Consider the following 25,429-nt stretch of genomic DNA (forward strand, 5'->3'; position numbering starts at 1 on the left):
GGGTTTTATATCATATTTTGTTAAGTTGTTGGAAATCGGGAGCGTTAATGTCACAGCAAGGTGCTTTTAAGCCTAAAAGTAAGCCAAGAGATTTGCAGCTCGATGGACTCAAGCTGCCACCGCATTCTATTGAGGCTGAACAATCGGTATTAGGCGGCTTAATGTTAGACGCCGACGCTTGGGATAAAGTGGCTGAAACCGTTGTAAAAGAAGACTTTTACTCGCGCTCGCATCGAATGATCTTCGCGGCGATGCACCGTCTAGTGGAAACCAGTCAGCCCATCGATTTAATTACCGTATCCGAACAACTTGAGCTTGAAAATCAGCTTGAAGAGGCGGGCGGTTTTGCCTACTTAGGTGAAATTGCTAAGAATACTCCCAGTGCCGGCAATATTGTCTCCTACGCTGAAATTGTCCGCGAGCGGGCCGTTGTGCGGGAGATGATCCGCGTGGCCCATGAAATTGCCGATGCGGGCTACAATCCCGAAGGTCGAGACTCGAGTGCCTTGCTCGATCTGGCTGAAAGTAAAGTGTTTAAAATTGCCGAGCAGCGCACCAATGCCAATGAAGGTCCCGAGGGCATTAAAACCATCCTTGAAAAAACCGTCGATAAGATTGAGCAACTCTATAATAACCCACATAATGGGGTGACTGGGGTGTCGAGTGGTTTTAGCGATCTGGATAAAATGACCGCAGGCTTCCAATCCGGCGACTTGATTATCGTGGCGGCCCGTCCCTCTATGGGTAAAACGACCTTTGCGATGAACCTCTGCGAACAGGCGGCGATGAATGAAGACAAGCCAGTGCTTATTTTCAGTCTTGAGATGCCCTCGGAACAGATTATGATGCGTATGCTCGCCTCCTTGGGGCGCGTCGATCAGACTAAAATCCGTACTGGTCAGCTCGATGATGAGGATTGGGCGCGGGTGTCATCGACCATGGGCATCATGCTCGAGCAGGGCAAAATGTATATTGATGATGGCTCGGGACTCACCCCGACCGAAGTGCGAAGCCGTGCACGCCGCATCGCCCGTGAATACGGTGGCCTATCGATGATCATGGTCGACTACCTGCAATTGATGCAAGTGCCCGCCTTATCCGATAACCGTACCCTTGAAATTGCCGAAATTTCTCGCTCGCTTAAGGCCTTAGCCAAAGAGCTTGAAATCCCCGTTATCGCCCTGTCACAGCTTAACCGATCCCTCGAACAGCGAGCCGATAAACGCCCGGTGAACTCGGACTTGCGTGAATCGGGATCTATCGAGCAGGATGCGGATCTCATCATGTTTATTTACCGCGATGAAGTGTATAACAACGATTCTCCAGACAAGGGCACGGCCGAAATCATTATCGGTAAGCAGCGTAACGGCCCCATTGGGCGGGTGCGCTTAACTTTCCAAGGTCAGTATTCTCGCTTCGATAATTATGCTGGTCCGCAGTTTGAAGAAGATTAAGTGTGTGGCGATAGAAGATAAGCGAAGCTTATGTATTCTTGTTATTTCTCTGGCTTTTTATTTTCTGACTTTTCTCTTGATAAATAGACAAGGTAAATTTTGAAACCTTTTCCCCGTGCAGAAATTAGCAGTAGTGCACTGCAAAATAACTTGGCCGTGTTGCGACAACAGGCAAGTACAAGCCAAGTGATGGCTGTTGTTAAGGCCAATGGTTATGGCCATGGATTGTTGAATGTCGCTAACTGTTTAGTCAGTGCCGATGGTTTTGGTTTGGCCCGTTTAGAAGAAGCCTTGGAATTGCGTGCAGGTGGCGTAAAGGCGCGCCTGCTGTTGCTCGAGGGTTTTTTTCGTAGCACAGATTTACCCTTACTGGTTGCCCACGATATAGATACTGTGGTTCACCATGAGTCGCAAATTGAAATGTTAGAGCGGGCCAAGCTTAGCAAACCCGTCACAGTCTGGCTTAAAGTCGATTCTGGCATGCATAGATTAGGGGTGACGCCTGAGCAATTCTCGGCAGTTTATGCTCGCTTGGTCGCATGCGCTAATGTGGCTAAACCCATTCACCTGATGACTCATTTTGCCTGTGCCGATGAACCTGAAAACCTGTACACAGAGGTACAAATGGCGGCCTTTAACGCCTTAATCACAGGTTTACCGGGTTTTAGGACCCTTGCTAATTCGGCGGGAGCACTTTATTGGCCTAAAAGCCAAGGTGATTGGATTAGACCCGGTATTGCACTCTATGGTGTGTCACCCGTTGCGGGCGATTGTGGTGCAAATCATGGGCTTATCCCCGCGATGAATTTAGTTTCTCGTCTTATTGCCGTGCGTGATCATAAAGCGGATCAACCCGTAGGCTATGGCTGTTATTGGACGGCCAAGCAAGATACCCGTTTAGGGGTTGTCGCTATTGGTTATGGCGATGGCTATCCCCGTAATGCGCCCGAAGGGACACCCGTGTGGATCAATGGTCGTCGAGTACCTATTGTTGGCCGAGTGTCTATGGATATGTTGACCGTCGATTTAGGTCAGGATGCCCAGGATAGAGTCGGCGACGATGTTTTACTCTGGGGGCAAGCACTTCCTGTAGAGGAAGTTGCCGAACATATTGGCACTATTGCCTACGAATTAGTGACTAAGCTCACCCCAAGGGTGGCGGTGTGTTTAGCCTAGTTATTTCTTCCGAATAGTATTGCTATAGAAAGCGCTAAGTATTGCTGAGGGGCGCTAAGTATTAGGCGAGCATAGCTGGGTACGCTGCGGGTTATGTGCTTATGCTCGAGGAGCAGGGATGCTGACAGGCTTTTGTATTAATGCATTTGGCGAGCTGGTGCCTGTGTGCAATACCCTGTGATAAAGCAGATTGGGTAACGATTGAGATAAAGGTGCAGAATGGCCTAAGTAAAGCGGCGATAAAATCTCATGTTGAAAATTAGCTTTCAAAACAAATTTCGATAAAGGCTGTGCCGTACGGACTCGTGAATGGCATGATAATTTTAGTGCCGTTAGCCTTATGGGAAATAGTATGTCCCTTTCCCGATACCACCATAGGGGTTGCCATCTCAAACTCGTAGCCTTTTTGCCCTAAAAGGTTTTTAGCACCACCTGTAACCATATTGGTTATTTCTCCAACAAGATCTGTCACTTCCTCATTTATCTTACCTGGGTTTTCTCCCAACATATTTTGCATAATTTGCAGAACGAGTTTTTGCTCAAACGTAATCGACAGCGAACCCTTAGTTTGTGGCCCCACCATACCGATTAAACCGGAAACATCACCTTTGGCTAAGTTATCGGTTTTCACTTGGGGTTTACCTGGCGTCAAATCCATACTCGCCATAGTTGAAATGACATTGAGTAGAGATTGCAGGAAAGGATTAATAAAATTGACGTTCATGCCTAAGTTTATCCTCTTTTGAGCCTAAGCCACCTACTAATGGTACGTTTAAGGCTAGTAGAAAAATTGCTTAACCACAGCAATCTTGATCACACTCTATCAGCTTAGATGAGACAAATAGAAATGTGAGCCTAATTTAACGATTTTCTTATCATTTATCAGATGTTTTAGGCCCCTAGAAATGTAAAAACAGTCTACAGATTGGTATAGCTAGCTTCATTCATAGTGACGCATGTGTGTCTATGCTGCAAAGTTTTTTGGCTTTTTGTGTGTTTTCAATCAGCAATAAACCTCGCTGTGGACTGATATGGCTTAGTTTTCTGCTCTTTGCTCACCTTAATTTGCTGTCAATCTGAGAGTCGCCCAAGCGGTGAATAAGCGTTCCGAGCCATCTAAGTAGCACATGATTTGCAACTAGGGTTAACCTCCCCAACACGGCTAATTTAGGGTATACTGCCAGCGAGCCTTGTGGGGCATTTAAAACAGCAAACGTTAGCTCGTTTGCTGTTTTTCCGTTTTTAAGTTCGGAGTTAGCCCTTAAGTTAAGACGAATTTAGTGTCTTAAGTTTGGGGGGCCTCACCCGTAGATACGGGGTCATTGTTGATGGATTTCCATAACCAGAGTTGATAGTAACGTGTTGAAAAATAGTAATATTGATAGTAATAGGCTCGAACGCACCTTTTCCATAGCGCCCATGCTCGATTGGACTGACCGCCATTACCGTTATTTCGCCCGTTTAATGTCGGCCAATACCTTGTTATATACCGAGATGGTGACGACGGGGGCTATATTGCATGGTCGTGGTGATTACTTAGCCTATAACCAAGAAGAACATCCTCTGGCATTGCAATTAGGGGGCTCGAATCCTTCGGAACTAGCTCGCTGCGCTAAACTTGCGGCCGAGCGGGGTTATGATGAAGTTAACCTCAATGTGGGATGTCCTTCGGATCGAGTACAGAATGGCCGCTTTGGTGCCTGTTTGATGGCCGAACCCGAATTAGTGGCACAATGCGTGGATGCCATGAAGCAAGTGGTTGATATTCCTGTCACAGTAAAAACCCGTATCGGGATTGATGCACAAGATAGCTATGAATTTCTGACTCACTTTATCGATAAGGTACAGGCAAAGGGATGCAGCGATTTTATCATTCACGCGCGCAAGGCTTGGCTTTCGGGGTTAAGTCCGAAGGAAAACCGTGAGATCCCGCCGCTCGACTATGGGCGTGTCTATCAACTCAAGCGCGATTACCCCTTATTGAACATCAGCATCAATGGCGGCGTGACAACACTTGTGCAGGCAAAAGAACACTTAACACATCTCGATGGGGTGATGATGGGGCGCGAGGCGTATCAGAATCCTTATATTCTCGCCGAGGTGGATCAGGTGCTCTGCGGTAGTCAAAGTGAGGTGATCAGCCGTGAAGCCATTATTGAGGCCATGTTGCCTTATATTGAAGCCCATCTTCAATCCGGTGGACGGCTCAATCACATTACTCGCCATATGATAGGGTTATTCCAGGGGTTACCCGGTGCACGCGCTTGGCGCCGTTATTTGAGCGAAAATGCCCATAAAAACGGTGCGGGTGTTGAAGTGATTAGACAGGCTTATCAGAGCATCCAAACCGAAATGATTGCTCAATAATTATGCGATTTAAAAAGTGGTGAGATTCACTAATGCTTGTAGTATTTTTCACCACTTCACTATTCTCTAAAACCTTGCCTAAATAGATTTATCCCATAAAAATACGATAATTTGTTTAAAATCATGTTGTTGAATGATTTTGAATAAGTTGGCATGCCCTTTGTATTAGTCTCTTTGTCAAGTTAATCAATCGAAAGGGATGACATCATGTTTACTTTAAATCTTAAAAAATCAGTTCAAGTGAGTATGTTAATCGGTGCGTTAGCGGGTAGCGTTGCAGTACATGCCGAAGCCGCGCCAGTAGCGGATGTGATGGGGGCAATCGAGCAAACGCTGAGCACCCAGGCACAAGAACTGCTTGTCAGCACTAAACGTGAGTTAGTGTTATCGCTACAAACTCAGCTTGCTGAAAGTATCTATGACTTCAATAGTCAGCTTAGCCTCAGTGCCGACAATAAAGATGAATCGGCCACAAGCGACGAATATAGCGCTAAGTAATAGGAGCTGCCTATGTGGTTTGTAGCCCCATTAATGACTTTGCTACTGCTACCAGTGATTAGCCTTGCGTTGTTCTCAGGAATTATCTGCTGGTTTCAGTGGCATTGTTTCAGCGACAAATGAGTGAGTATCTTGCTATGTGGGAAACTAAAATGAAACGAGCTAAAGTGCGGATGGAAAACCCAGAACGGTTAGTCTGTGGCGTTGCAGCTGGAATGGCATGGAAATTTGGTTGGTCCTGTTTTTGGACTCGCGCAGTATGGGCCGGAGCCATTGTATTTATGCCTGGTGTGAGTTTATTGATTTACTTTGTATTGGCACTATTAGTGGACCAATGGAAGAGACCGATATAAATCCAAGCGGATCAATGCCGGCTAAAGATTATTGTGCCCGAACAATTCGGGATGCTATCAACAGAGGGCACTCTGGCCCCCATGCCAATAGCAAGTGCTTGACGATTTAAGTGAAGATTATTTTTTAAGAAAAGCCTTAAATCTAGCTTTCGCTTCATCACTCTTCAACCTAACACTAAATTGCTCTAACTCTTGATGCATCTGATGCTGAACTCGGTTTTTATGTGGTCGCATCAATTGACGGGTAGTTTGCAGGGCTTGTGGTGGTTGGTTCGCCAGTTTTTTAGCTTGGGCAAGGGCATGACTCAATAATTCTTCTTGGGCGATGATATCGTTAATCATATTGAGTCTGTGGGCCGTATTGGCATCGAAGCTTTCGCCGAGCAGCAGTAGTTCAGCCGCCTTTTGATAACCAACGAGTTCAGGTAGAAGCAAACTTGCCCCCGCCTCAGGTACCAGTGCTAAGTTGACAAAGGGGAGTTGAAACTTTGCCGTGTTATCGGCATACACTAAATCGCAGTGCAGCAGTACCGTAGTACCAATACCAACCGCAGCCCCTGAAACGGCGGCAACCAGCGGTTTTTTGAGTTCTAATAGACAAAATAAAAAACGTACCGCGGGATGATTCGGACCTAAGTCACTATTTTTTAAAAATTCTGCAATATCATTGCCAGAGGTAAAGCAATTATCTTGACCGTGGAGCATAAAGGCACGAATGTCGTTGTCTGCCTCACCTTCGATCAGGTATTCTGTCAGTTGTTTATACATATCAAGATCAAGTGCATTGCGTTTATCGGGGCGATTAAAGCTGATAATTCGCACGCCCTGATCATCCCGAACCTGTATATGACTCATGGGTTGTTTTCCTTTACGACGACATTGGGTAGACATGGAGTTTAAGACATTGAAACCAATATTCAAACAGATGTTTAATTGTCTCGCATTATCCTGTGCATCATTTTCTGTGTTGGCGAGTGTGGTTATGACCGAAGGTCATGTCCGAGCGATGCCAGATACTGTACCAAATACTGCAGCCTACTTTACGCTCGAAAACCACACCGAGAAAGCCGTCCGCCTGACAGCTGTGTCGACGAATGTGGCAAAGGAAGCGCAACTGCACACCATTATTGAAGAACAAGGTATGGTCAAAATGCGCCATGTCGAAGGTTTTGATATCCCATCCCATGGCAAGCTGACACTCTCACCATCGGGCGAGCACGTTATGCTATTGGGGTTAAAGGCCCCCCTCGTTTTGGATCAAAAAGTGGAACTGCAATTACAGTTTAACGATGGCGAACAAATGTCGATCACATTACCCGTGAGCAAACAAGCTGAAAATACTGCAGAGCAAGAGCATCATCACCATCATTAAGGAGTCGCTTGATGCAAATTACATGGAAAAAAGTTATCGGTGTCGGTTTATTTTTAGTCTTAATCGGTTATGGCGTGAGTGTGTGGTGGAGTATCGAACCCGATCCTATCAATCCTCAACAGCTTACGGCCACAGAGAAAAATGTAGTCGGTTATGCTACAACAACCTCATTGATTTTGACGGTTGAAACCCTGCTGGATAAGCAAGGTGGTTGGCTATCCAATGATGTGATGCCCCCTTCTATTTTTATGGATAACATGCCCGCCTTTGAATACGGTGCACTCGAGCAAGCGCGCGATCTGGCGCTGATCATGCGCAAAGAGTTTAGTCGCTCCCAATCCCAATCGGCGGCCGATAAAGATTTAGGTGAAGCGCAAGCTAAGCTCAATATCGACCATACAAGTTGGCTAGTGCCGAGCGCCGAAAGCGAATACCGCGATGCAATAAAGTTACTCAAGCTGTACCGTGCCCGCATGATGGACCCTAATAACCAAGACGCACAGTTTTATGCCCGTGCCGACAATCTCAATGAATGGTTAAAAGAGGTGCAAAAGCGTTTAGGCAGTATGTCTCAGCGTTTATCGGCTAGCGTTGGTCAAGAACGTCTTAATACCGATTTGGCCGGTGATAACGCTGCCCGCCAATCGACCCCCAATTTAGCGAGCCATCAGGTCAAGACTAGCTGGTGGAAGATCGATGATGTTTTCTATGAAAGCCGAGGCGCTTCTTGGGCATTGCTGAATTTTATGCGTGCCGTGGAAGTCGATTTTGCCGACGTTTTGAAAAAGAAAAATGCTGAAGTGAGCCTAAGACAAATCATTCGTGAGTTAGAGGCGACTCAGCAAACTGTCTGGAGCCCTGTTGTGTTAAATGGCAGTGGTTTTGGTCTAGTCGCTAATCATTCATTGGTTATGGCTAACTATGTATCCCGTGCAAATGCCGCGGTGATTGACTTAACGAACTTGCTATCTCAAGGTTAATGATGAAAAAAACATTCCTCGCCAGTGCGGTATTAGGATTTTTTATGGCCACCTCGGCTCAAGCGGCCACTGTGGTTGGGTTTAAAATTGGTGGTGACTATTGGGATGCCGATACTAGCGGTACTTTTGCCGATGATGGCCAACCGCAGCAAACTTTTGACTACAGTTCATCGGCCCAAGGCAGTTATTGGCTCGCGGTTGAACATCCGTTACCTTTTATTCCGAATGTTAAAATTCGTGAAAACAGCCTAGATCAGAAAGGCAGTCTGAGTAATGCAGACTTCAGCTTCAATGGCCATGATTTTAAAGGTAATGTGACGAGTTATACCGATCTCAGCAATACCGATTTTGTGCTTTATTATGAGCTGCTGGACAACGACATAGTGTCATTCGATCTCGGCGCAGCCTATAAGCTGATGCATAGTTCACTGCGCGTACAAGACGCGGGCCATCCAGAAGAGATAGATGTCGATAGCGGTATTGTGATGGGTTATGCCAGTACGCATGTGGGTATGCCAGGCTTAGGCCTATTTGGCTTTGCGGATTTAATGCTCGGTGTTAATGAGTCGAACGTACACGATTACTCTGTTGGCCTAGGCTGGGAGTTTGATGGTGTTGCGGTCGATACTCGTATACGTGTGGGTTACCGCGAATTTTTATTCGATGTGAATAACTTCTCAGGGATCAGTGCCGACACTAAGTTTGATGGTTACTTTGCGGGCGTAGAAATTGATTTCTAAGCGCTAACACGAATGAGTCAGCCATAAAAAAACCGCCTGTTGGCGGTTTTTTTATGTTGCGATTACGCTTACTCGGCTCTTAGGCCATTGTTGATGGCGATAACGTCATCTTCATTCAATGTACCCGCCGCCTGTTTCAGGGCGACAATCGAGTAGATATAGCTATAACGGGCATCGGATAATTTACGCTTTGAGTCGTACAAATCACGGGTACGGTTCAATACGTCAACGATAGTACGAGTACCGACTTCGAAGCCCGCTTGAGTCGCTTTTAACGCACTTTCAGATGAAATCACAGACTGCTCATAGGCTCGAATTGAGCTGATAGATGCACCTACGTTGTTGTAGTTATTGCGAATATTTTTCACAACACCACGGTAGGTCTGCTCTAGTTTTTCACTGGCTTCAACGAATTGATATTGCGCTTCATTGACTTGTGAAGTCACTTTAAAGCCTTCAAAGATAGGAATGCTTAAGTTAACGCCAACGTTGACATTGTCAAAATCTGGCTCGTTAATGCTACCTGTTTTTTGCTCAAGGCCCTTGTTGTAACCCGCATTTAAGCTCAGCGATGGCATATGGCCCGCTTTATAGAGACTGATAGTCTCTTGAGCTATATCTTTGCCAATACGTTGAGTCATAAGATCGACACTGTTTGTTTCAGCAATCTTTAACCATTCGCTTGAAGACGTTGGTGCGGGTGTCACGGCAGAGAAACGGTTGGTATCGAGTACGTTCAATGTCTTGTGATCGATACCCGTGATTTCACGCAGGGCTTCATAGCTATTGGCCAGTGTATTTTCAGCTAAAATCTCAGTGGCTGAGGCTAAGTCATACTGAGCCTGGGCCTCATGTACGTCGGTAATTGCGGTTAAACCAACGGCGAAACGTTGTTTGGTTTGCTCGAGTTGACGTTCAATTGCTCGTTTTTCCGCGCCCTGGAACTCGTAGTTATCCTTAGCAGTTAATACATCGAAGTACGCTCGAGTGACTCTAGAGATAAGCGTTTGTAAAGCAGATGCATAGCTTGAATCGGCTTGAGAGGCGGCTTTTTCAGCAAGGCTTAAACCCACCCAAGCACTGTGATCATAGATCACTTGGTTAAGTTTAATGCTACCCATTAAACCGCTAGTGTCATTCTTAGGGTCATTCCACGCCTTGTCATAGCCGACATTGGCGCTAATGGTTGGCAACAGCGGTGCACGGTTTTGTTCAATTTTCTCGAACAGAGCATCACGCTGAGCTTGGGCTTGCAACACGAGCGGATCGTTAGTCAGTGCCTGTTGATAAATTTGCAGTAAATCATCTGCTTGTACCGCTTGAGTCGAAGCGGCGAGAGTCAATGCTGCGCATAAAGAACGGATCTTAAATTTCATTTGCTGTCCTTATTAGACAAAATCTCCCAAAGGAGAAATATTTTAACTTCGTTTAGACTAAGTAATGCCTTTACCAAGGCGGTTTGCGCTTCCCGACGCTTCCCGATACAGCTAAAACTTAATGACGTAGAGTCTAAAAACTCCGACACTTTCAAGTCAAATGCGAAGTGTAACAGATTTTATTTTAAAAATGTGTCAAATTGCCTTGATAATAGACGCAAATTCAACTTTTAAGGATAGAGTATGACCCCCCCTGTTTTTTCGCAAATGGATATTGAAGTTCTCGAAAAAAAATCATTGTATCAAGGCTTTTTTGCGTTAGAACAGTTCACGTTTAAGCATAAACTCTTTGCTGGCGGTTGGAGCCAGCCCATTATCCGTGAAGTGTTCGAACGGGGCCATGCTGTGGTAGTGTTACCCTATGACATTAAGCGCGATCAGATAGTATTGATTGAGCAAGTGCGCTTTCCTGCATTAGCAACCTCTAAATCTCCTTGGCTTATGGAGTTAGTCGCAGGTATGATTGCGCCCGAAGAATCACCGCTCGATGTCGCTCACCGTGAATTGTTAGAAGAAACTGGCCTAGTTGCTAGCAATATGCACTTTATTAACAGTTACTTGGCGAGTCCTGGTGGCAGTACCGAGCGTTTTTATTTCTATTGGGCCGAGGTGGATTCCAGCAACGCCCGTGGATTGCATGGACTGGCTGAAGAACATGAAGATATTCGATTGCATGTTTTAGACCGTGAGCACGCCTATAATAGTGTGATTGCGGGGGAAATAGACAATGCATCGACCGTCATTGGATTGCAGTGGTTGCAATTAAACTATCAGCAACTGGTTTAAGTTGGAAAAACATTTGGCTACTTCGACTTCGCATCAAAAACCACGTTACCAACCGAACGTCAGTGACTTTCTAGCACTGTGCGGTCGTAATTATGGTTATATGCTGAAGTGGTTACCACTCGATATTGCCGTTAATCAATCATGGCAGCTTGAAGGTGAGTTCGGTATATTAGTGGTGCGTATTTTAGAAAATACCAAATATACTCAATTGGTTGAGATATCTCGCCCCCTCGAAATTCTAGAGTTTGTTAATACTCCCAAGGTGTTAGTGAGAATTTATCACGATGCTAAATTAGCAGAAGTGTTAACTGGTCAACAGATTTACCAATTACGCCCAGTGTATGATTACCCCAATTTACGCATGTATCATAGTGATGAAAAGTACCAGGTAAATGCATTCCTGGAAGAGTTATTGAAGATTGGATGCCAACAACGTTTGGTGTGCCAGTCTTAGAATTGGGTATTCAATGTGCTGAAAGAGGCTGTCTCTTACTCCATAGCTGAAGAAGAAAGTGTGCGTATCGTGCAAGTCACGGATCCGCACCTTTTTGCCGATCCTGAGGCCCAGCTTTTAGGAGTCAACACAGGCAAAAGTTTTGCCGCTGTGCTTAATACGATTAGGGCTGTCGACTATCCTGCACATTTGATGTTAGCAACCGGTGATTTAAGCCAAGATTACTCGGCCGAATCATACCGCCAGTTTGTTACTGCAGTGACGCCCCTCAATTTACCCTGTCATTATCTCCCTGGAAATCATGATGATCCTCGGATCATGTTTCTGCATATGCAGGGGGAGCAGATCTTCGGTCAGCAGCGCATTTTGGCGGGTAAATGGCAGATTTTGATGTTGGACTCAACTGTGCGGGGAAAGCCCGGCGGTAGTATGGCCGAGAGTCAGTTCGAGCTGATTGAGCATGCCATCGCTGCCCATCCTGAATACCATACCTTGCTAGTGATGCACCATAACCCTATTTTGGTGAACTGCACTTGGCTAGATCAACATTGTATGGATAACGGTGTCGAGTTTTTAGCGCGTGTGTCCCGGTATCCACAGGTAAAAGGCTTACTCTGGGGGCATGTACACCAGAGAATCGACACCCATTACGATGGGCCCCATGGCGCACTGAAACTCATGGCAACACCTTCAACCTGCATTCAATTTAAGCCTCTATCACCTTATTTTGCCTTAGACGGACTGCAACCCGGTTATCGTTTGCTGGAGTTGAAGGCCGATGGTAGCATCAGCACCAATGTGTATCGCGTACCGGGTAACCATTTTTCCCCCGACAAAGATTCCAGCGGTTATTAACGCGAGTGACCGCAGCTTGAGGAACTATGCTGCTCTATATTCATGGATTCAACAGTTCACCTTTTTCCGATAAAGCGGTGATGACTGCGCAATATATGGCGCAGCATCATCCGTCGCTAGTCTTTCACCAGCCCCAATTACCGAATACCCCTAAGGCAGCAATGTCGCTGTTACTGGAATATGTGATGGCGGCGCGACAGGCAAATGAGCCCCTCACTTATATTGGCTCATCCTTGGGGGGATATTTCGCCAGTTATTTGGCCGAGCACTACGGTGGCCGAGCTGTGCTGGTAAATCCTGCGGTGAGGCCCTTCGAGTTATTCGACGAATTTATGGGACCCCAGTTTAACCCGTACACTGGGGAGCATTATCAGGTTTTGCCTGAACATAAGCTGGAAGTGGCTGAATTTAATACCGCCGTTATCCGCAATCCGGATCGTTTTTTGGTACTATTGCAAACGGGCGATGAAGTGCTGGACTACCGTGATGCCCTGAATAAATATCATCATTGCCAATTACGGATTGAGGCTGGTGGTGATCACAGTTTTGTGGGTTATGGGCAGCATTTGCAAACTGTAAGCCATTTTTTACACTTACCTTGACAAATAGTCATCCAGAGCCGCAACATGGCCGGATATAACAACTTATAGCGTACACTATGACGAATCAATACACCTCTGACGCCATTGAAGTTCTTAATGGACTCGATCCTGTTAAACGCCGTCCAGGTATGTATACCGATACCTCCAGACCTAACCATTTAGGCCAAGAGGTCATAGATAACAGTGTCGATGAAGCTTTAGCGGGCCACGCCACTAAAATTGAAGTTGTTCTGCATACAGATAACTCCCTCGAAGTGACCGACGATGGTCGTGGTATGCCTGTGGACATCCACCCAGAAGAAGGTATTCCCGGGGTAGAGTTGATCCTGACCAAATTGCACGCCGGGGGGAAATTTTCCAATAAAAACTACCAGTTCTCCGGTGGTTTGCACGGCGTGGGGATTTCCGTCGTCAATGCGTTATCTCGCCGGGTCGAAGTCACGGTAAGGCGAGATGGCCAAGTCTATGATATTGCTTTTGAAAATGGCTTTAAGGTTGAAGATCTTAAAGTCACTGGTACCTGCGGTCGGCGCAATACCGGGACTAGCGTGCATTTTTGGCCCGATGCGAGTTATTTTGATTCGGCCAACTTCTCTAACTCAAAGCTGATTTATTTGCTGCGTGCTAAGGCCGTACTTTGCCCTGGTTTACGGATCAAATTTACCAATAAGCATACTAATGAAGTGCATGAATGGTTTTATGAAAGCGGTTTAACTGACTACCTTAAAACCGCTGTCGGCGATAACCTGATGTTGCCCGAAGAACCCTTCGTGGGCAGTTTTAAGGGGCAAATAGAGGCGGCGGATTGGGCCATCACTTGGTTGCCTGAAGGTGGCGAGTCGATCAACGAGAGTTATGTCAACCTCATTCCCACGCCACTTGGTGGTACCCATGTGAATGGTTTTCGCCAAGGCTTGCTCGAATCCATGCGTGAATTCTGTGAGTTTCGAAATTTGATCCCCCGCGGGATTAAATTATCCCCGGAGGATATTTGGGACAGGGCGGCTTTTATCCTGTCGGTAAAGATGCAGGATCCGCAATTTGCAGGACAAACTAAAGAGAAACTCTCCAGCCGCCAGTGCTCGGCTTTTGTCTCTGGCATAGTACGCGATGCCTTTTCTCTGTGGTTAAACTCAAATACCGAACTGGCCGAATCCTTGGCCGAAATGTGTATTAACAATGCCCAGCGCCGTCTAAAAGCCGCGAAAAAAGTGGCACGTAAAAAGGTGACTTCTGGCCCTGCATTGCCGGGGAAACTCACCGATTGCAGCGGCCAAGATCCCATGCGCGGTGAGTTATTCCTGGTGGAAGGGGATTCTGCGGGGGGCAGTGCTAAACAGGCGCGGGACCGTGAATTCCAAGCCATTATGCCGCTGCGGGGGAAGATCCTGAATACGTGGGAAGTGGATGCATCACAAGTGCTCGCCTCTCAAGAAGTCCATGATATTTCGGTCGCTATTGGTTGCGACCCCGATAGCAGTGATATTTCGGAGTTAAGATACGGCAAAATTTGTATTCTCGCCGATGCCGACTCCGATGGATTGCACATTGCTACTTTGTTGTGCGCCTTGTTTTTAAAGCATTATCGTGTATTGGTCGAGCAGGGCCATGTGTACATTGCCATGCCACCACTGTTTCGTATCGATATTGGTAAGGACGTCTATTACGCCTTAGATGAAGCAGAAAAAGAAGGTGTGCTCGACCGTATTAGTGCGGAAAATAAGAAAGGTAAAGTCCAAGTGACACGTTTTAAGGGCTTGGGTGAGATGAATCCTCTCCAATTACGTGAAACGACTATGGACCCTAACACCCGTCGTTTAGTACAGTTGACGATTGATGATGTTGAAGAAACGGATTCGTTGATGGATATGTTGCTTGCGAAGAAACGTTCTCCTGATCGTAAATCTTGGCTCGAGGATAAGGGCGACATGGCGTTACTTTAGTGTTGTGCAATATTGCCGATAACAATAAAACATAGGCATAAAGAAAATAACAATGTTGTATATTAAAACTAATAATTATAATTGCTTAAAGGTATTCTCCGCCTATCTATCCCTGCTGGCATGTATGGCTTTTGGACCCAGCCAGAACGCCATAGCGGGGTCGCAGTCGATCATGATTACCGTCTCTAAGGGATTTGGTTTATCCCTGTACGCTTCGGATGTCGGCGATGCAAAACAGCTCGCCATGGGCTCGAATGGAACTCTATTTGTGGGCTCCCATAAAAGCGGAACAGTGCATGCGCTCGTCGACAGTAATCAAGATGGCCGTGTAGATAAGCGTTATGTTATTGCTAAAGGGCTTGAATCCCCCAATGCGCTGGCATTCCATAATGGCGATCTGTTCGTTGCCAGTGAAAATAAAATTTTGCGTTTCACAGACATAGAACAACGCTTACGCCGTCCGAGTCGTCCGAAGGAAATCTACAGCGATCTGCCCGAATTGGACAAAAAAAGTGCCCGTGCCATGCATTTTGGCCCCGATGGTAGGCTATATGTCTCCATCGGAGCCCCCTGTAACGTCTGTGAGGCGGCCGCACCCTATAGCAGTATTATTGCGATCAATGTCGATACCAGTGCGAGCGAACAGATAGCCTCTGGAGTGCGGGATGCGACGGGGTTTGATTGGTCGCCCGTAGACGGTAAGTTATGGTTTGCCGATCAGGGCCGAGATTGGATGGGGGATAATTTACCCCCCGATGAAATCAACCGTGTCGATGTCGTGGGGAGTCACTATGGCTTCCCTTACCTACATGCAACATCCGTTGTTGAACCCGCCTACGAAAAACCGAAAAACCTAAAGGTGACCGTGCCAGTGTATGAGTTGCCCGCCCATGTTGCACCGACTGGATTGGCGTTTTATCGCGGGGATAAATTCCCCGAAATTTATCATAATCAATTGTTTGTCGCAGAGAATGGTTCTTGGAATCGTTCGAGCAAAGTGGGTTATCAAGTGGTGATGCTTAAGCTTGAAAATCAGCAGGTGGTGGGACGTGAAACCGTGGTGAGTTTCCTCGATGGTGAATTCCCCGTCGCTCGCCCCTATGCCTTGTTATCGGCCGATGATGGTGCCATGTACATCTCAGATGATTTAAAAGGTAACGTGTATCGCTTGTTCTTTAAAAATGGCGATAGTACTGAAGAGACACAGGAACTAGAAGAAAATGACTGACGCAATCAAGTTAAGCCTAGATGGGGTAGAGCAAATGCCACTGCGGCGCTTTACCGAAGAGGCTTATCTGAACTATTCCATGTACGTCATCATGGACCGAGCCCTGCCACATATTGGTGATGGGCTTAAACCTGTACAGCGCCGTATTATCTATGCCATGAGTGAGTTAGGTTTATCGGCCCAATCTAAGCATAAGAAATCTGCCCGTACCGTCGGCGATGTATTAGGTAAATACCATCCCCACGGTGATAGCGCCTGTTATGAAGCTATGGTGCTGATGGCGCAGCCATTTTCCTACCGTTATCCCTTGGTTGATGGCCAAGGTAACTGGGGTGCGCCCGATGATCCTAAATCCTTCGCGGCGATGCGATACACAGAGGCGCGGCTATCTAAGTTCTCCGAAGTGTTATTATCCGAGCTTGGCCAAGGTACGGTCGAGTGGGGCGCGAACTTCGATGGCACCTTAAAGGAGCCAAAGGTCTTACCCGCCCGTTTACCGCATATTCTGCTCAATGGCATTACCGGCATTGCTGTGGGTATGGCGACGGATATTCCGCCGCACAACGTCAGGGAATTAGTCTCTGCCTGCGTGGCCTTGCTCGATGATCCTAAGCTCGAACTCGAGCAATTGATGAGCTATGTGCCTGGGCCAGATTATCCCACCGAAGCCGAGATCATTACCCCGTCTGCCGATATTGCAAAAGTGTATGAAACGGGCCGCGGCTCGTTAAAGGCGCGTGCCGTTTACACTGTGGAGGCAGGGGAGATCATCATTACCGCGCTGCCACATCAGGCCAGCAGCGGTAAGATCCTAGAGCAAATCGCGGCCCAAATGCAGGCCAAGAAATTGCCTATGGTGGCCGATCTGCGGGATGAATCAGACCATGAAAGTCCCGTGCGTCTAGTGGTGGTGCCCCGTTCCAATCGTGTCGATTGCGATCAATTGATGGCGCACTTGTTTGCCACGACCGACTTAGAAAAAAGCTTTAGGGTAAACTTAAACGTACTTGGTCTAGACGGCCGACCAAGGGTAAAAGGCTTAAAAACCTTATTAACCGAGTGGTTAGAGTTCCGTGTCGATACAGTAAGGCGCCGTCTCGAATACCGTTTAGATAAAGTGCTTTCACGCCTGCATATCCTTGAAGCCCTGATGATCGCCTTCCTCAATATTGATGAAGTGATTGAAATCATTCGTTTCCACGATGAGCCTAAAGCCGAGTTAATGGCCCGTTTTTCCTTAACGGATAAACAAGCCGAAGCGATCCTCGAATTAAAGTTACGCCATTTAGCCAAGTTAGAAGAATTTAAGATCAAGGCCGAGCAGGATGAGCTTGAAGCTGAGCGCGAAAAGTTAGAGCAATTGCTGGGTTCTGAGCGTCGCTTAAAAAGCTTGATTAAGAAAGAATTGCTCCAAGATGCACAGACCTATGGCGATGAACGTCGTTCACCCATAGTACAACGCCATGAATCCCGTGCATTAACAGAGCAAGAGTTAACGCCGAGTGAGTCAGTGACTGTCGTGCTGTCTGAAAAGGGCTGGGTGCGTTGTGCCAAGGGCCATGATATCGATCCTTTGTCCTTATCCTATAAGGCTGGCGATCAATATCTCTGTAGTGCCATGGGCCGCAGTAATCAGGCCGCCGTGTTTATCGACTCCTCGGGGCGGGCCTTTGCGACCGATAGCCACAGCCTACCCTCGGCGCGCAGTCAAGGTGAGCCCATCACCACCCGCTTTAATATGGCGCCGGGTGAGACCATGCAGCATGTCATTATGGGGGAAGAGGAGCAATGCTTCCTGTTAGCGACGGATGCGGGTTATGGGTTTATTTGCACTTATAACGATATGGTGTCGCGCAACAAGGCGGGTAAAGCGCTGCTCAGTTTACCAACCAATGCTAAGTCGTTGCCGCCTAAGTTGATTGATCGAAATCGTGAGATGTCTATCCTAGCGATCACCAACGAAGGGCGGATGTTACTGTTCTCCCTTGAAGCCTTGCCGCAACTCTCAAAGGGCAAAGGCAATAAGATTATTGGGATCCCAACGGAACGTGCTAAGAGTCGTGACGAGCTGATGACGCATCTGCAGCTAGTGCCCAGTGACACGCCTGTGACGCTTTGGGCCGGAAAGCGTAAGCTCACCCTGAAACCGAGCGATCTAGAGCATTACCGTGGTGAGCGTGGCCGCCGTGGTGCTAAGCTGCCACGGGGATTACAACGGGTCGATAGCGTGGAATTAGGTGATGGCGGCGAAGTGTTGCCAAGCCTGTAACCTTTTGCCAAGTTGATATAAAGAAATGAGTTTAACAAAAGCCACTGAGATCTTCCTTCAGTGGCTTTTTGCTATGGTCAAGTAGAGTGATAAGGCCTAATCAATCCGCTAAAATTTACCTTTTACTGCGCTAATTGCCGCTTTGTTAGCCGCCTATTTGGGCTAAGTTGTCGTATCATTGGCCGTCTGATTTAAGCCTAGCTATAGGGTTAGCTCAGGGCTGAGATGTGAGCCATGGCATTAGTGCAGCGCCACTTAATTGCCAATACACCGCGATTGCCTTATTTTAGGGGCACTATTTTTAGGCCATGATTTTAACAGCACTTTTTTACCGTGCTTGTTAAGGTCTGTGGCCCTCTTGGATTGTTTTGCTTTGTCCTGTAGAAGGCTTCTGCAGCTTAGATAAGACGCTCCCGTTTGCATAAGGAATGAAATGGCAAGCTTGATTCGTATTGTGCTGATTGATACGCACCTTCCGGGCGTGGTGGAACTCGCCCTCAATGGCCATACCAACATTTGTGGTACTAACGCCTCGGGTAAAACGACATTACAACGTCTAGTCCCTGTTTTTTATGGTGAATACCCAAGCCGCGTGGTGCCTTCGACCCGCGACAGTTTCGAGCGTTGGTATTTGCCACACGATTCAAGCTACATCATTTACGAATATCAAAAGGCCGATGGCTTACTGTACCAAGCCGTGCTGGCTTCGGCGGGCGATGGCAAGGGTGTTAACTATCGCTTTATCGCCAAAGGTTTTGAGCTAAGCGATTATATTAAATCGCAAAACGGCGACACTATTCTGTGCCATACCATGGCGGAATTAGGCCGTGATTTAAAACGTGCTGGTATAGCTACTACTAACTTGCTCAACACCCGCGAATATCGAGCCATTATTCAAAACGATCGCACCCTATTAAGCACGGGCAGTAACCGCAGCGAGCTACGCGGCTATGCGCGCCAATTTGCCCTGTGTGAGGGCGAGCATTCCCTGCGCCACATCGAAAAGCTCGCCAAAGCGGTGCACTCCAAAGAAGGCAAGATGGAGACGGTCAAATCTATGATCGCCGCCATTTTAGAGGAAGACGGGGTTAATCCGCCCAGCTCACGCTTAAATCCGCAGCGCGTTGAGGCGTGGATCCGTGAGAGCCAACTTATCCAAGGGTTTGAAGTCATTCGCCCTGAGTTTGAAAAACTCGAGCAAGAATTTAACCAACTGCTTAGTGCTGAACTGCGCCTATCGAGCTTGTCCCGTGGTTATCGCAACGATGAAACCTTAGAAGCCGATCGCCAAGATATTCAGCAAACCTTATCTAAAGAGCTGAATTTAAAGCTCAGATTGCTTGACGATGAATGGAAAGAACAGCGCGATGAGCTCAACCTCGATTTATCGGCCGCCAAAGGCGATGTGGCCAAGTGCGAGTATGAACTCGATGCCATTGAAGATCAGCACAGCGCTTTTTTAGATGCCAACATAGAAGAGGCCAAGGCCTCCCTCGAGATGCTGCCGAACTGGCGCACCGATGTTGAAAACTTAAGTGAACGCCATAAGCTGCAAACCGAGAAGCACCAAGATATTGAGGCGGCCTACAATGCCCGTCGCAGTAAGATTGGCGAGCAGTTAAACCGCGAGCTAGAAGGTTTGCATAGCGATCAAGATAAGCAGCGCGAAGCCCGCGATAAGCAACGTGAAGTCGCGCGCACCGACATCGACGCCCTAGAGTTGCAATGGCGCAACCAAATGGATGCGGGCAAGGCTAGCTTTAGCGAGCAGGAATACCAATTTAAACTCACTGCCGCCGAGCTTAAATTACGTGTCGATGGCGTGACTTACACCGAAGAAGAAAAGCTGAGTCTAGCGATTTTCGACGAACGTATTCACCGCGCAGATGAAGAGCAAGAAAGCTGCAATGCTAAGGTCGAGCGCTTAAGCAGCGATGAGCGTAAGCTCAGAGCCAAACGCGACCAAGCCAACGAAGCCTTACGTATCGCCACCTTAAGGGTGAACGAGCGTCAAACTGCGCTGGATGAACTGCACCATATGCTGTTCCCGCAATCCCACACCCTATTGGAATTCTTGCGTAAAGAGGCCCAAGGTTGGGAGCAAAGTTTAGGGAAAGTGATCGCGCCTGAACTGCTGCATCGCACCGATTTACATCCAAGCCTTTTACACCAAAATCAAGTCAGTGAATCGAGCGAAGCTTTCTTTGGGGTGCATTTAGATCTTAAAGCGATCGATGTGCCTGAATATGCCGCCTCCGAACAAGAGCTGCGTATTCGCTTAAGCAAAGCCGAAGAAGCCCACACTAGTGCGGAGGAAATGCAGGCCGAGGCCGAATCTCAGTTAGTGGCCATTAATGGCGAGCTGGATAATCTCAGCCGTGAACTGACCTTTGCCCGCACGGCGTACAAAAATAGCCGTGACGATCTGCGTCGCCTATTCGATGAAAAACGCAGTGAGCAAGAGAAAATCAACAAAGCATTGAGTGAGCGTAAAGCCCATGCGGGACAAAGACTGACTCAACTCGATGGCGAGCTAAAACAGCTTAAACATCAGCACGAACTCTGGCTCGAAGAGCAAAAAGAGCAAGCGCTCGAAGCGCGCATGGAAAAACAAGCCTATTGGCAGGAAGTGATCGGCGCGCTCGACAATCAATTGGGGCAAATTAAAGCGACCATTGAAGGCCGCCGTGAAAGTGCTAAAATCGAGCAGAAAGCCTGCGAGACCTGGTACAAAAACGAGCTTAAATCCCGCGGTGTGGATGAGGACAATATCCTCAAACTCAAGCAACAGATCCGCGAGTTAGAAACCAAAATTAGCCGCGCCGAGCAGCGTCGCAGCGACGTACTGCGTTTCGACGATTGGTATCAACACACTTGGCTTGTGCGTAAACCTAAACTGCAAACTCAGCTTAGCGATGTGAAGCGCGCGGTATCGGAAATCGATCAACAGCTTAAAGCGAAAACTCAAGATGTTAAGACTCGCCGTCAACAACTCGAAACCGAGCGTAAAGCGTCCGATGCGGCGCAGGTTGAAGCCTCTGAAAACTTAACTAAGTTACGCGCAGTAATGCGTAAACTCGCCGAGCTTAAGTTACCGAATAATAACGAAGAAGCCCAAGGCAGCCTAGGCGAGCGTCTGCGCCAAGGTGAGGATTTGCTGCTAAAACGCGATTATCTGATGGGCTCGGTGAAGCAATATGTGGAACACTTCGACTCAGTGATCGCCAGCAAGTCAGGTTCTGGCCTTGCCGAAATCTGGGAGCAAGCCCGCGAAGAATCGAGCTTTATCAACGACAAAGGCATTCGTCTGCTGGATTACCGTAAGTTAGTGCCACAGCTTGAGCAATTGCTGAACGTAATAGTGCCGCAATCGATTACCGCGCTGCGTGAGCAAGGGCGGATTTTTGGTGTCGACTTAACCGCCTTCTACGATGTGTTAGCCGATATTGACCGTCGCATCGCCTCCCAAAGTGCGCGCATTACCCGCGAAGTGGGTGAAGAGTTATTCCTCGATGGCGTGTCTGAATCGGCGGTACGAATTCGTTCTCGCATCAGTGAGTTAGAGTTCTGGCCTGAGCTTGAACAATTCGTCAAAGCCTTTAAACATTGGAAAGCCGATGGCTTTAATGGCTTACCCGATGAGGATTACACCAACAGTATGCGCCGCGCCCTTGACATTATCGGCCGCGCCGCGTTAACGGGGGGCATCTCTAAGTTGCTGGAAATCGAGCTGCGCCTTAAAGAAGGTAACAGCGACTTGATTATCCGTACCGACAGACAGCTTAACGAATCCTCAAGCCACGGTATGGCGTATCTGATTTTGTGTAAGTTCTTGCTGGCATTCACGCGTTTGCTGCGTGGCCGCGCCGATGTGACCATTCACTGGCCAATTGATGAACTGGGCACTTTGCACCATACCAACGTGAAGAAGATTTTCGACGCCTGCGAAAACAACAATATTTGTGTGCTGGGCGCCTTTCCGAACCCAGAGTCCGAGGTGCTGAACTTGTTCGCCAACCGTTACATTATCAACAAACAAACCAAGAAGTTGCAGGTAGTAAAACCTAAGGTAAACCCGATTGCCGATATGTTGAGTAAACGCCTGAGCAAGGAGGCCATCTAATGAGCGCCATGAACGAATCGAACCAAACCGTATTAGTTGGCACTGGCGCGTTAATTGAGCTGTTACTCAAGGGCGAGTTTATTTGCCGCACCACCAATGAAGAAGGCTGGCGTGCCCTTAAAAATAACAGCACCCGCGAGCGGGTCGAGGCCTATCTCAATCAAATCAACCGTACCGTGGCGTCTGCCGCCGAAGGTGATGTGTTCTTCTGCGGTTATTTGCAGCTCGGCGATGCCGAACGTAAAGTGATTTCATCGCAGTTTAAAGATATCTGTCAGGCATTGATCCCGCTGGTGGAATGGTTGGTATTAGTGCAAGAAGCCAGTGGCCAAGATGCGCCGCTGAGCGAAGGCGCGCCCGTGCGTTTAACTGAGCTGCAAAGCCGTATCGAAGACACGCCGGCGTTCCGTGAACAGTTAGCCAAACTCAGCCAATATCGTTTATTTGGCTCGACCAGTACCAACAGCGATGCGCAAATCAAGTTAGTCTTCAAACGCTTAGTCGAACTCGGCTATTTAGTGCGCCCCAATGTGGAGAAGCAAATCTATATCGCCACGGGCAAGCTGGATTATCTGTATGAAGTCATTCGTTTTATCGACGAAACCGAAGGCCTAAGCCTAGAAGCGCAGGCGGAAACGGCGACTCAGCGGGACTTAATCTAATGTTGGCACGATTAAACCTAGGTAAAAGCTGCGACCAAGGAGGCCGTGATGAGCAGTAACTTACATCAGGCGGGGGTTAAGCTGCTTAAGCAGTTAGGTCGCCATGCTGACATCATTATGGACGCCTATTTGGCGGGTTCTCTTAACGAGGATGCCCACGATCCAAGCGTGGTTGAAAAGCTTAAACAGGCCGGTATTTTGTGGCGGCCAGAGCCAGATCAGGAGCTGCGGCTTAAACGCTCCGTGCGTGCCTTACTCGAAGAAGGCTTAAGCGACGAGCGCAATCGCCAAATCGACTCTAACGTTGGCTCGGCTTTAGCAACCATTAAAACCTTGGCCGACCATTACAAAGAGGCGCGTCATAGCTCAGATTACAGCGCCGCCGAGGCCTATTTATCGGATTTGAGCGAGCATGTGTATAGTTTCGCCGATAGTCTGCGTTATTCGATCCGTGTGCTCTGGGGCCGGATCAACAACGAGTTCGGTTATGTGGGTACGATCAACGCTAAGATCCGCGAAAACGAATTAGCCCAAAGCCAAGTGTCTGAATTGCTTAATGGCTTAGAGATGTTCCAGTTTAGTGAGCTTGGCGAAATCGCCGGCGATATCCGTGAACTGCGCAAACTCTTAGTGACGACTCTGCAGGAAACCATGAGCGACTGCGCCCAGGAACTGAGCGTAGTGCAGGGGCGTTTACTCGAACTCTTAGGTCGCTTTAGGCAAATCCGTGGCCGTACCCGTTTGCTTAAGGGCTGGTTGCTCTACACAGACTTGCATCCGGATTATCGCCCTGCGGACCATGTGTCCCACAAGGAAATACCGAGCCTTTTCAATCGCGCCGAAGTCTTGCTCGCACCTGCCGCGGTAGACGTGCACAACGCCAGTCAAGAGTTGGAGTTAATGGGCATAGTCGCGCATATCAAGGCTATCAGTCGTCATCCCGTGATTGAAGCGGTACGTGAGCGAGATGCGTCTGTGTCACTCACCCAAAGTGAAGACTTTGATGTGCCCGATAATCCACTTAAACAGGCGGTGGATACCTATTTTGTCGATGTAATTGAGTCTGGCCTGCGCCAATCTGCGCTGGAATATCTGGTGGATAAGGCATTGCCTTGGGAAGCTGAGAGCTGGATTTATCAAGTGATTGGCGGCTACGAAGGTCTGCCAGATGAACATAAAGCCTACTTTGAGCTTGAGCCATTAGGTGAGCCACATCCTATCTATAGCGGTAACTTTATCATTCGCGATGTTGAGTTATGGCTCGCCTAGGCCAGCAACAATTACAACTATTGGAGAAGGCTTTTATTAAGCGTTCTCCCAAGGTTAAGCTCACGGCTAACTGGCGCGCGATTTACCGCGAGTTAGAAGTGGGCGAGTTAGACGAGTCTGAAAAGCATTTGTGCTTCGCGCCCAAAGACTTTGATCTGTTAAGGCAAGGCGTGTTGGCGCTAATGGGACTCGATCTCAGGGATCTGGATTTCAATGTCGATCGCATGGCGATGTCCGCCAAAAGTCATAATGAAAAGCTCGCTAAGATCCGTCCCGAAGCCGAGTATGTGTTACTCAAGTTTCTGGGCTTTCAATCGCCACCTGTTGCAATCTCCGCTTTATCCTCGCTGCGCTTGCCATTGGAGGCTGCACAGGCACTCTGCCATGAACTCAATGTCGCAGCCATCTTAGTGGTTGAAAACTTAGATGTGTTTGACGTTATCCATCAAGCGCGTTTGCCTGAGGATTTAACGAACCTCATGGTCATTTACCGCGGCAGCGGTCATCATTCACCGATTGGTGTGCGGCATTTTTTGCAAGCTATGGCAGGCGAGCTGCCGATTATCGCTTTTACCGACTTAGATCCCGCAGGGCTACAAATCGCACACACTCTTACAGGCGTGACCCATAGTGTTGTGCCGCAACTTGCGCTAACGGCTGCTGCCGAGTTGTTGGCTATGGGGCAAATTAATTCAATTGATGATTTCGATAAGCAAGCGAAACAGACCAAATATCTTCAGCATGCCGATTTAAAGCGTTGGCAAGAATTAGCTTTTTGGTTAACTCAACACAGTATTAGCATCAAGCAGCAACACCTGCTAGCTCACGGGCTTGAACTAGTGTTAATGCCATATATTTAGCA

The 25,429-nt window shown here is 47.8% G+C and carries 22 protein-coding genes; 19 read left to right on the forward strand and 3 right to left on the reverse strand.

Features of this window, described 5'->3' with window-relative positions; all coding sequences use genetic code 11:
- The first annotated feature begins 47 nt into the window (after window positions 1–47).
- Together dnaB and alr are read left to right on the forward strand one after the other, a co-directional pair.
- Window positions 48–1,454: a replicative DNA helicase gene (gene dnaB / locus COW15_RS20410; RefSeq protein WP_007650417.1), complete on the forward strand. Its 1,407-nt coding sequence runs from the start codon at window positions 48–50 to the stop codon at window positions 1,452–1,454.
- Between the two features lie 99 nt (window positions 1,455–1,553).
- Complete coding sequence (gene alr, locus COW15_RS20415) at window positions 1,554–2,630, forward strand: alanine racemase (protein WP_293635568.1); 1,077 nt, start codon at window positions 1,554–1,556, stop codon at window positions 2,628–2,630.
- Between the two features lie 259 nt (window positions 2,631–2,889).
- On the opposite strand, the gene COW15_RS20420 is transcribed toward alr, so the two are convergent.
- Window positions 2,890–3,354 (reverse strand): chemotaxis protein CheX, encoded by a 465-nt coding sequence (locus tag COW15_RS20420; RefSeq protein WP_293635570.1) that lies wholly within the window; start codon window positions 3,352–3,354, stop codon window positions 2,890–2,892.
- Between the two features lie 635 nt (window positions 3,355–3,989).
- Here COW15_RS20420 and dusA point away from each other — a divergent pair.
- From dusA to COW15_RS20435, 3 genes are all read left to right on the forward strand, one after another.
- Entirely contained in the window at window positions 3,990–4,997 is a 1,008-nt protein-coding gene (dusA, locus tag COW15_RS20425; protein WP_293635572.1) for a tRNA dihydrouridine(20/20a) synthase DusA, read from the forward strand.
- Between the two features lie 207 nt (window positions 4,998–5,204).
- Window positions 5,205–5,495 carry a hypothetical protein gene (locus COW15_RS20430; protein ID WP_293635574.1) on the forward strand — a complete coding sequence of 97 codons (291 nt, stop codon included), beginning with the start codon at window positions 5,205–5,207 and terminating at the stop codon, window positions 5,493–5,495.
- A 152-nt stretch (window positions 5,496–5,647) separates the two neighbouring features.
- On the forward strand, window positions 5,648–5,848 hold the full coding sequence (locus COW15_RS20435) for a PspC domain-containing protein (RefSeq protein ID WP_293635576.1): 201 nt from the start codon (window positions 5,648–5,650) through the stop codon (window positions 5,846–5,848).
- A 117-nt stretch (window positions 5,849–5,965) separates the two neighbouring features.
- On the opposite strand, the gene COW15_RS20440 is transcribed toward COW15_RS20435, so the two are convergent.
- Window positions 5,966–6,703: an enoyl-CoA hydratase gene (locus COW15_RS20440; protein ID WP_007650366.1), complete on the reverse strand. Its 738-nt coding sequence runs from the start codon at window positions 6,701–6,703 to the stop codon at window positions 5,966–5,968.
- 34 nt (window positions 6,704–6,737) lie between these two features.
- Between COW15_RS20440 and COW15_RS20445 the strand changes: the two genes are divergently transcribed.
- Genes COW15_RS20445 through COW15_RS20455 form a run of 3 tightly spaced genes read left to right on the forward strand, consistent with a single transcriptional unit; the run spans window position 6,738 to window position 8,940 of the window.
- Window positions 6,738–7,220, forward strand: coding sequence for a copper chaperone PCu(A)C (locus COW15_RS20445; protein ID WP_293635579.1), 483 nt, complete (start codon window positions 6,738–6,740; stop codon window positions 7,218–7,220).
- A gap of 11 nt (window positions 7,221–7,231) precedes the next feature.
- Window positions 7,232–8,200 carry a DUF2333 family protein gene (locus COW15_RS20450; protein WP_293635581.1) on the forward strand — a complete coding sequence of 323 codons (969 nt, stop codon included), beginning with the start codon at window positions 7,232–7,234 and terminating at the stop codon, window positions 8,198–8,200.
- A 2-nt stretch (window positions 8,201–8,202) separates the two neighbouring features.
- Complete coding sequence (locus COW15_RS20455) at window positions 8,203–8,940, forward strand: TIGR04219 family outer membrane beta-barrel protein (protein WP_293635583.1); 738 nt, start codon at window positions 8,203–8,205, stop codon at window positions 8,938–8,940.
- 68 nt (window positions 8,941–9,008) lie between these two features.
- Here COW15_RS20455 and tolC read toward each other — a convergent pair whose 3' ends face one another.
- The gene (tolC, locus tag COW15_RS20460) at window positions 9,009–10,316 is read right to left on the reverse strand and encodes an outer membrane channel protein TolC (protein ID WP_293635585.1); all 1,308 of its coding nucleotides are present in this window, start codon (window positions 10,314–10,316) and stop codon (window positions 9,009–9,011) included.
- Window positions 10,317–10,559: 243 nt separating this feature from the next.
- Between tolC and nudF the strand changes: the two genes are divergently transcribed.
- The 11 genes from nudF (at window position 10,560) to COW15_RS20515 (ending at window position 25,427) form a co-directional block, all read left to right on the forward strand.
- Window positions 10,560–11,162, forward strand: a complete 603-nt coding sequence (gene nudF / locus COW15_RS20465) for an ADP-ribose diphosphatase (protein WP_293635587.1) — start codon at window positions 10,560–10,562, stop codon at window positions 11,160–11,162.
- Between the two features lie 13 nt (window positions 11,163–11,175).
- A complete protein-coding gene (locus COW15_RS20470; protein ID WP_293635589.1) occupies window positions 11,176–11,616 on the forward strand; it encodes a DUF1249 domain-containing protein in 441 nt (146 codons plus the stop codon).
- A 15-nt stretch (window positions 11,617–11,631) separates the two neighbouring features.
- Window positions 11,632–12,471 (forward strand): 3',5'-cyclic-AMP phosphodiesterase, encoded by an 840-nt coding sequence (gene cpdA, locus COW15_RS20475; RefSeq protein WP_293635591.1) that lies wholly within the window; start codon window positions 11,632–11,634, stop codon window positions 12,469–12,471.
- A gap of 26 nt (window positions 12,472–12,497) precedes the next feature.
- Window positions 12,498–13,073 (forward strand): YqiA/YcfP family alpha/beta fold hydrolase, encoded by a 576-nt coding sequence (locus COW15_RS20480; protein ID WP_293635593.1) that lies wholly within the window; start codon window positions 12,498–12,500, stop codon window positions 13,071–13,073.
- Between the two features lie 56 nt (window positions 13,074–13,129).
- Window positions 13,130–15,016: a DNA topoisomerase IV subunit B gene (gene parE, locus COW15_RS20485; RefSeq protein ID WP_293635595.1), complete on the forward strand. Its 1,887-nt coding sequence runs from the start codon at window positions 13,130–13,132 to the stop codon at window positions 15,014–15,016.
- A 52-nt stretch (window positions 15,017–15,068) separates the two neighbouring features.
- The gene (locus COW15_RS20490) at window positions 15,069–16,244 is read left to right on the forward strand and encodes a PQQ-dependent sugar dehydrogenase (protein WP_293635597.1); all 1,176 of its coding nucleotides are present in this window, start codon (window positions 15,069–15,071) and stop codon (window positions 16,242–16,244) included.
- On the forward strand, window positions 16,237–18,513 hold the full coding sequence (parC, locus tag COW15_RS20495; protein ID WP_293635599.1) for a DNA topoisomerase IV subunit A: 2,277 nt from the start codon (window positions 16,237–16,239) through the stop codon (window positions 18,511–18,513). Before COW15_RS20490 ends, parC begins: the two co-directional genes overlap by 8 nt.
- A 433-nt stretch (window positions 18,514–18,946) precedes the next feature.
- Complete coding sequence (locus COW15_RS20500) at window positions 18,947–22,636, forward strand: ATP-binding protein (RefSeq protein WP_293635601.1); 3,690 nt, start codon at window positions 18,947–18,949, stop codon at window positions 22,634–22,636.
- An 8-nt stretch (window positions 22,637–22,644) separates the two neighbouring features.
- Window positions 22,645–23,298 (forward strand): hypothetical protein, encoded by a 654-nt coding sequence (locus COW15_RS20505; protein WP_293635623.1) that lies wholly within the window; start codon window positions 22,645–22,647, stop codon window positions 23,296–23,298.
- A 48-nt stretch (window positions 23,299–23,346) separates the two neighbouring features.
- Window positions 23,347–24,567 (forward strand): phosphoenolpyruvate carboxylase, encoded by a 1,221-nt coding sequence (locus tag COW15_RS20510; protein WP_293635603.1) that lies wholly within the window; start codon window positions 23,347–23,349, stop codon window positions 24,565–24,567.
- A complete protein-coding gene (locus tag COW15_RS20515; RefSeq protein ID WP_293635605.1) occupies window positions 24,555–25,427 on the forward strand; it encodes a Wadjet anti-phage system protein JetD domain-containing protein in 873 nt (290 codons plus the stop codon). Before COW15_RS20510 ends, COW15_RS20515 begins: the two co-directional genes overlap by 13 nt.
- Window positions 25,428–25,429 lie beyond the last annotated feature (2 nt).

It is taken from the genome of Shewanella sp. CG12_big_fil_rev_8_21_14_0_65_47_15, assembly GCF_002783505.1.
Classification (GTDB): domain Bacteria; phylum Pseudomonadota; class Gammaproteobacteria; order Enterobacterales; family Shewanellaceae; genus Shewanella.

Bases quoted from the DNA above. Each gene is read 5' to 3' on its own strand.
- dnaB (WP_007650417.1), top strand. From the start codon at position 48: ATGTCACAGCAAGGTGCTTTTAAGCCTAAAAGTAAGCCAAGAGATTTG.
- COW15_RS20420 (WP_293635570.1), bottom strand. From the start codon at position 3,354: ATGAACGTCAATTTTATTAATCCTTTCCTGCAATCTCTACTCAATGTC.
- COW15_RS20430 (WP_293635574.1), top strand. From the start codon at position 5,205: ATGTTTACTTTAAATCTTAAAAAATCAGTTCAAGTGAGTATGTTAATC.
- COW15_RS20435 (WP_293635576.1), top strand. From the start codon at position 5,648: ATGAAACGAGCTAAAGTGCGGATGGAAAACCCAGAACGGTTAGTCTGT.
- COW15_RS20440 (WP_007650366.1), bottom strand. From the start codon at position 6,703: ATGAGTCATATACAGGTTCGGGATGATCAGGGCGTGCGAATTATCAGC.
- COW15_RS20445 (WP_293635579.1), top strand. From the start codon at position 6,738: ATGGAGTTTAAGACATTGAAACCAATATTCAAACAGATGTTTAATTGT.
- COW15_RS20450 (WP_293635581.1), top strand. From the start codon at position 7,232: ATGCAAATTACATGGAAAAAAGTTATCGGTGTCGGTTTATTTTTAGTC.
- COW15_RS20455 (WP_293635583.1), top strand. From the start codon at position 8,203: ATGAAAAAAACATTCCTCGCCAGTGCGGTATTAGGATTTTTTATGGCC.
- tolC (WP_293635585.1), bottom strand. From the start codon at position 10,316: ATGAAATTTAAGATCCGTTCTTTATGCGCAGCATTGACTCTCGCCGCT.
- nudF (WP_293635587.1), top strand. From the start codon at position 10,560: ATGACCCCCCCTGTTTTTTCGCAAATGGATATTGAAGTTCTCGAAAAA.
- COW15_RS20480 (WP_293635593.1), top strand. From the start codon at position 12,498: ATGCTGCTCTATATTCATGGATTCAACAGTTCACCTTTTTCCGATAAA.
- parE (WP_293635595.1), top strand. From the start codon at position 13,130: ATGACGAATCAATACACCTCTGACGCCATTGAAGTTCTTAATGGACTC.
- COW15_RS20490 (WP_293635597.1), top strand. From the start codon at position 15,069: ATGTTGTATATTAAAACTAATAATTATAATTGCTTAAAGGTATTCTCC.
- parC (WP_293635599.1), top strand. From the start codon at position 16,237: ATGACTGACGCAATCAAGTTAAGCCTAGATGGGGTAGAGCAAATGCCA.
- COW15_RS20500 (WP_293635601.1), top strand. From the start codon at position 18,947: ATGGCAAGCTTGATTCGTATTGTGCTGATTGATACGCACCTTCCGGGC.
- COW15_RS20505 (WP_293635623.1), top strand. From the start codon at position 22,645: ATGAACGAATCGAACCAAACCGTATTAGTTGGCACTGGCGCGTTAATT.
- COW15_RS20510 (WP_293635603.1), top strand. From the start codon at position 23,347: ATGAGCAGTAACTTACATCAGGCGGGGGTTAAGCTGCTTAAGCAGTTA.
- COW15_RS20515 (WP_293635605.1), top strand. From the start codon at position 24,555: ATGGCTCGCCTAGGCCAGCAACAATTACAACTATTGGAGAAGGCTTTT.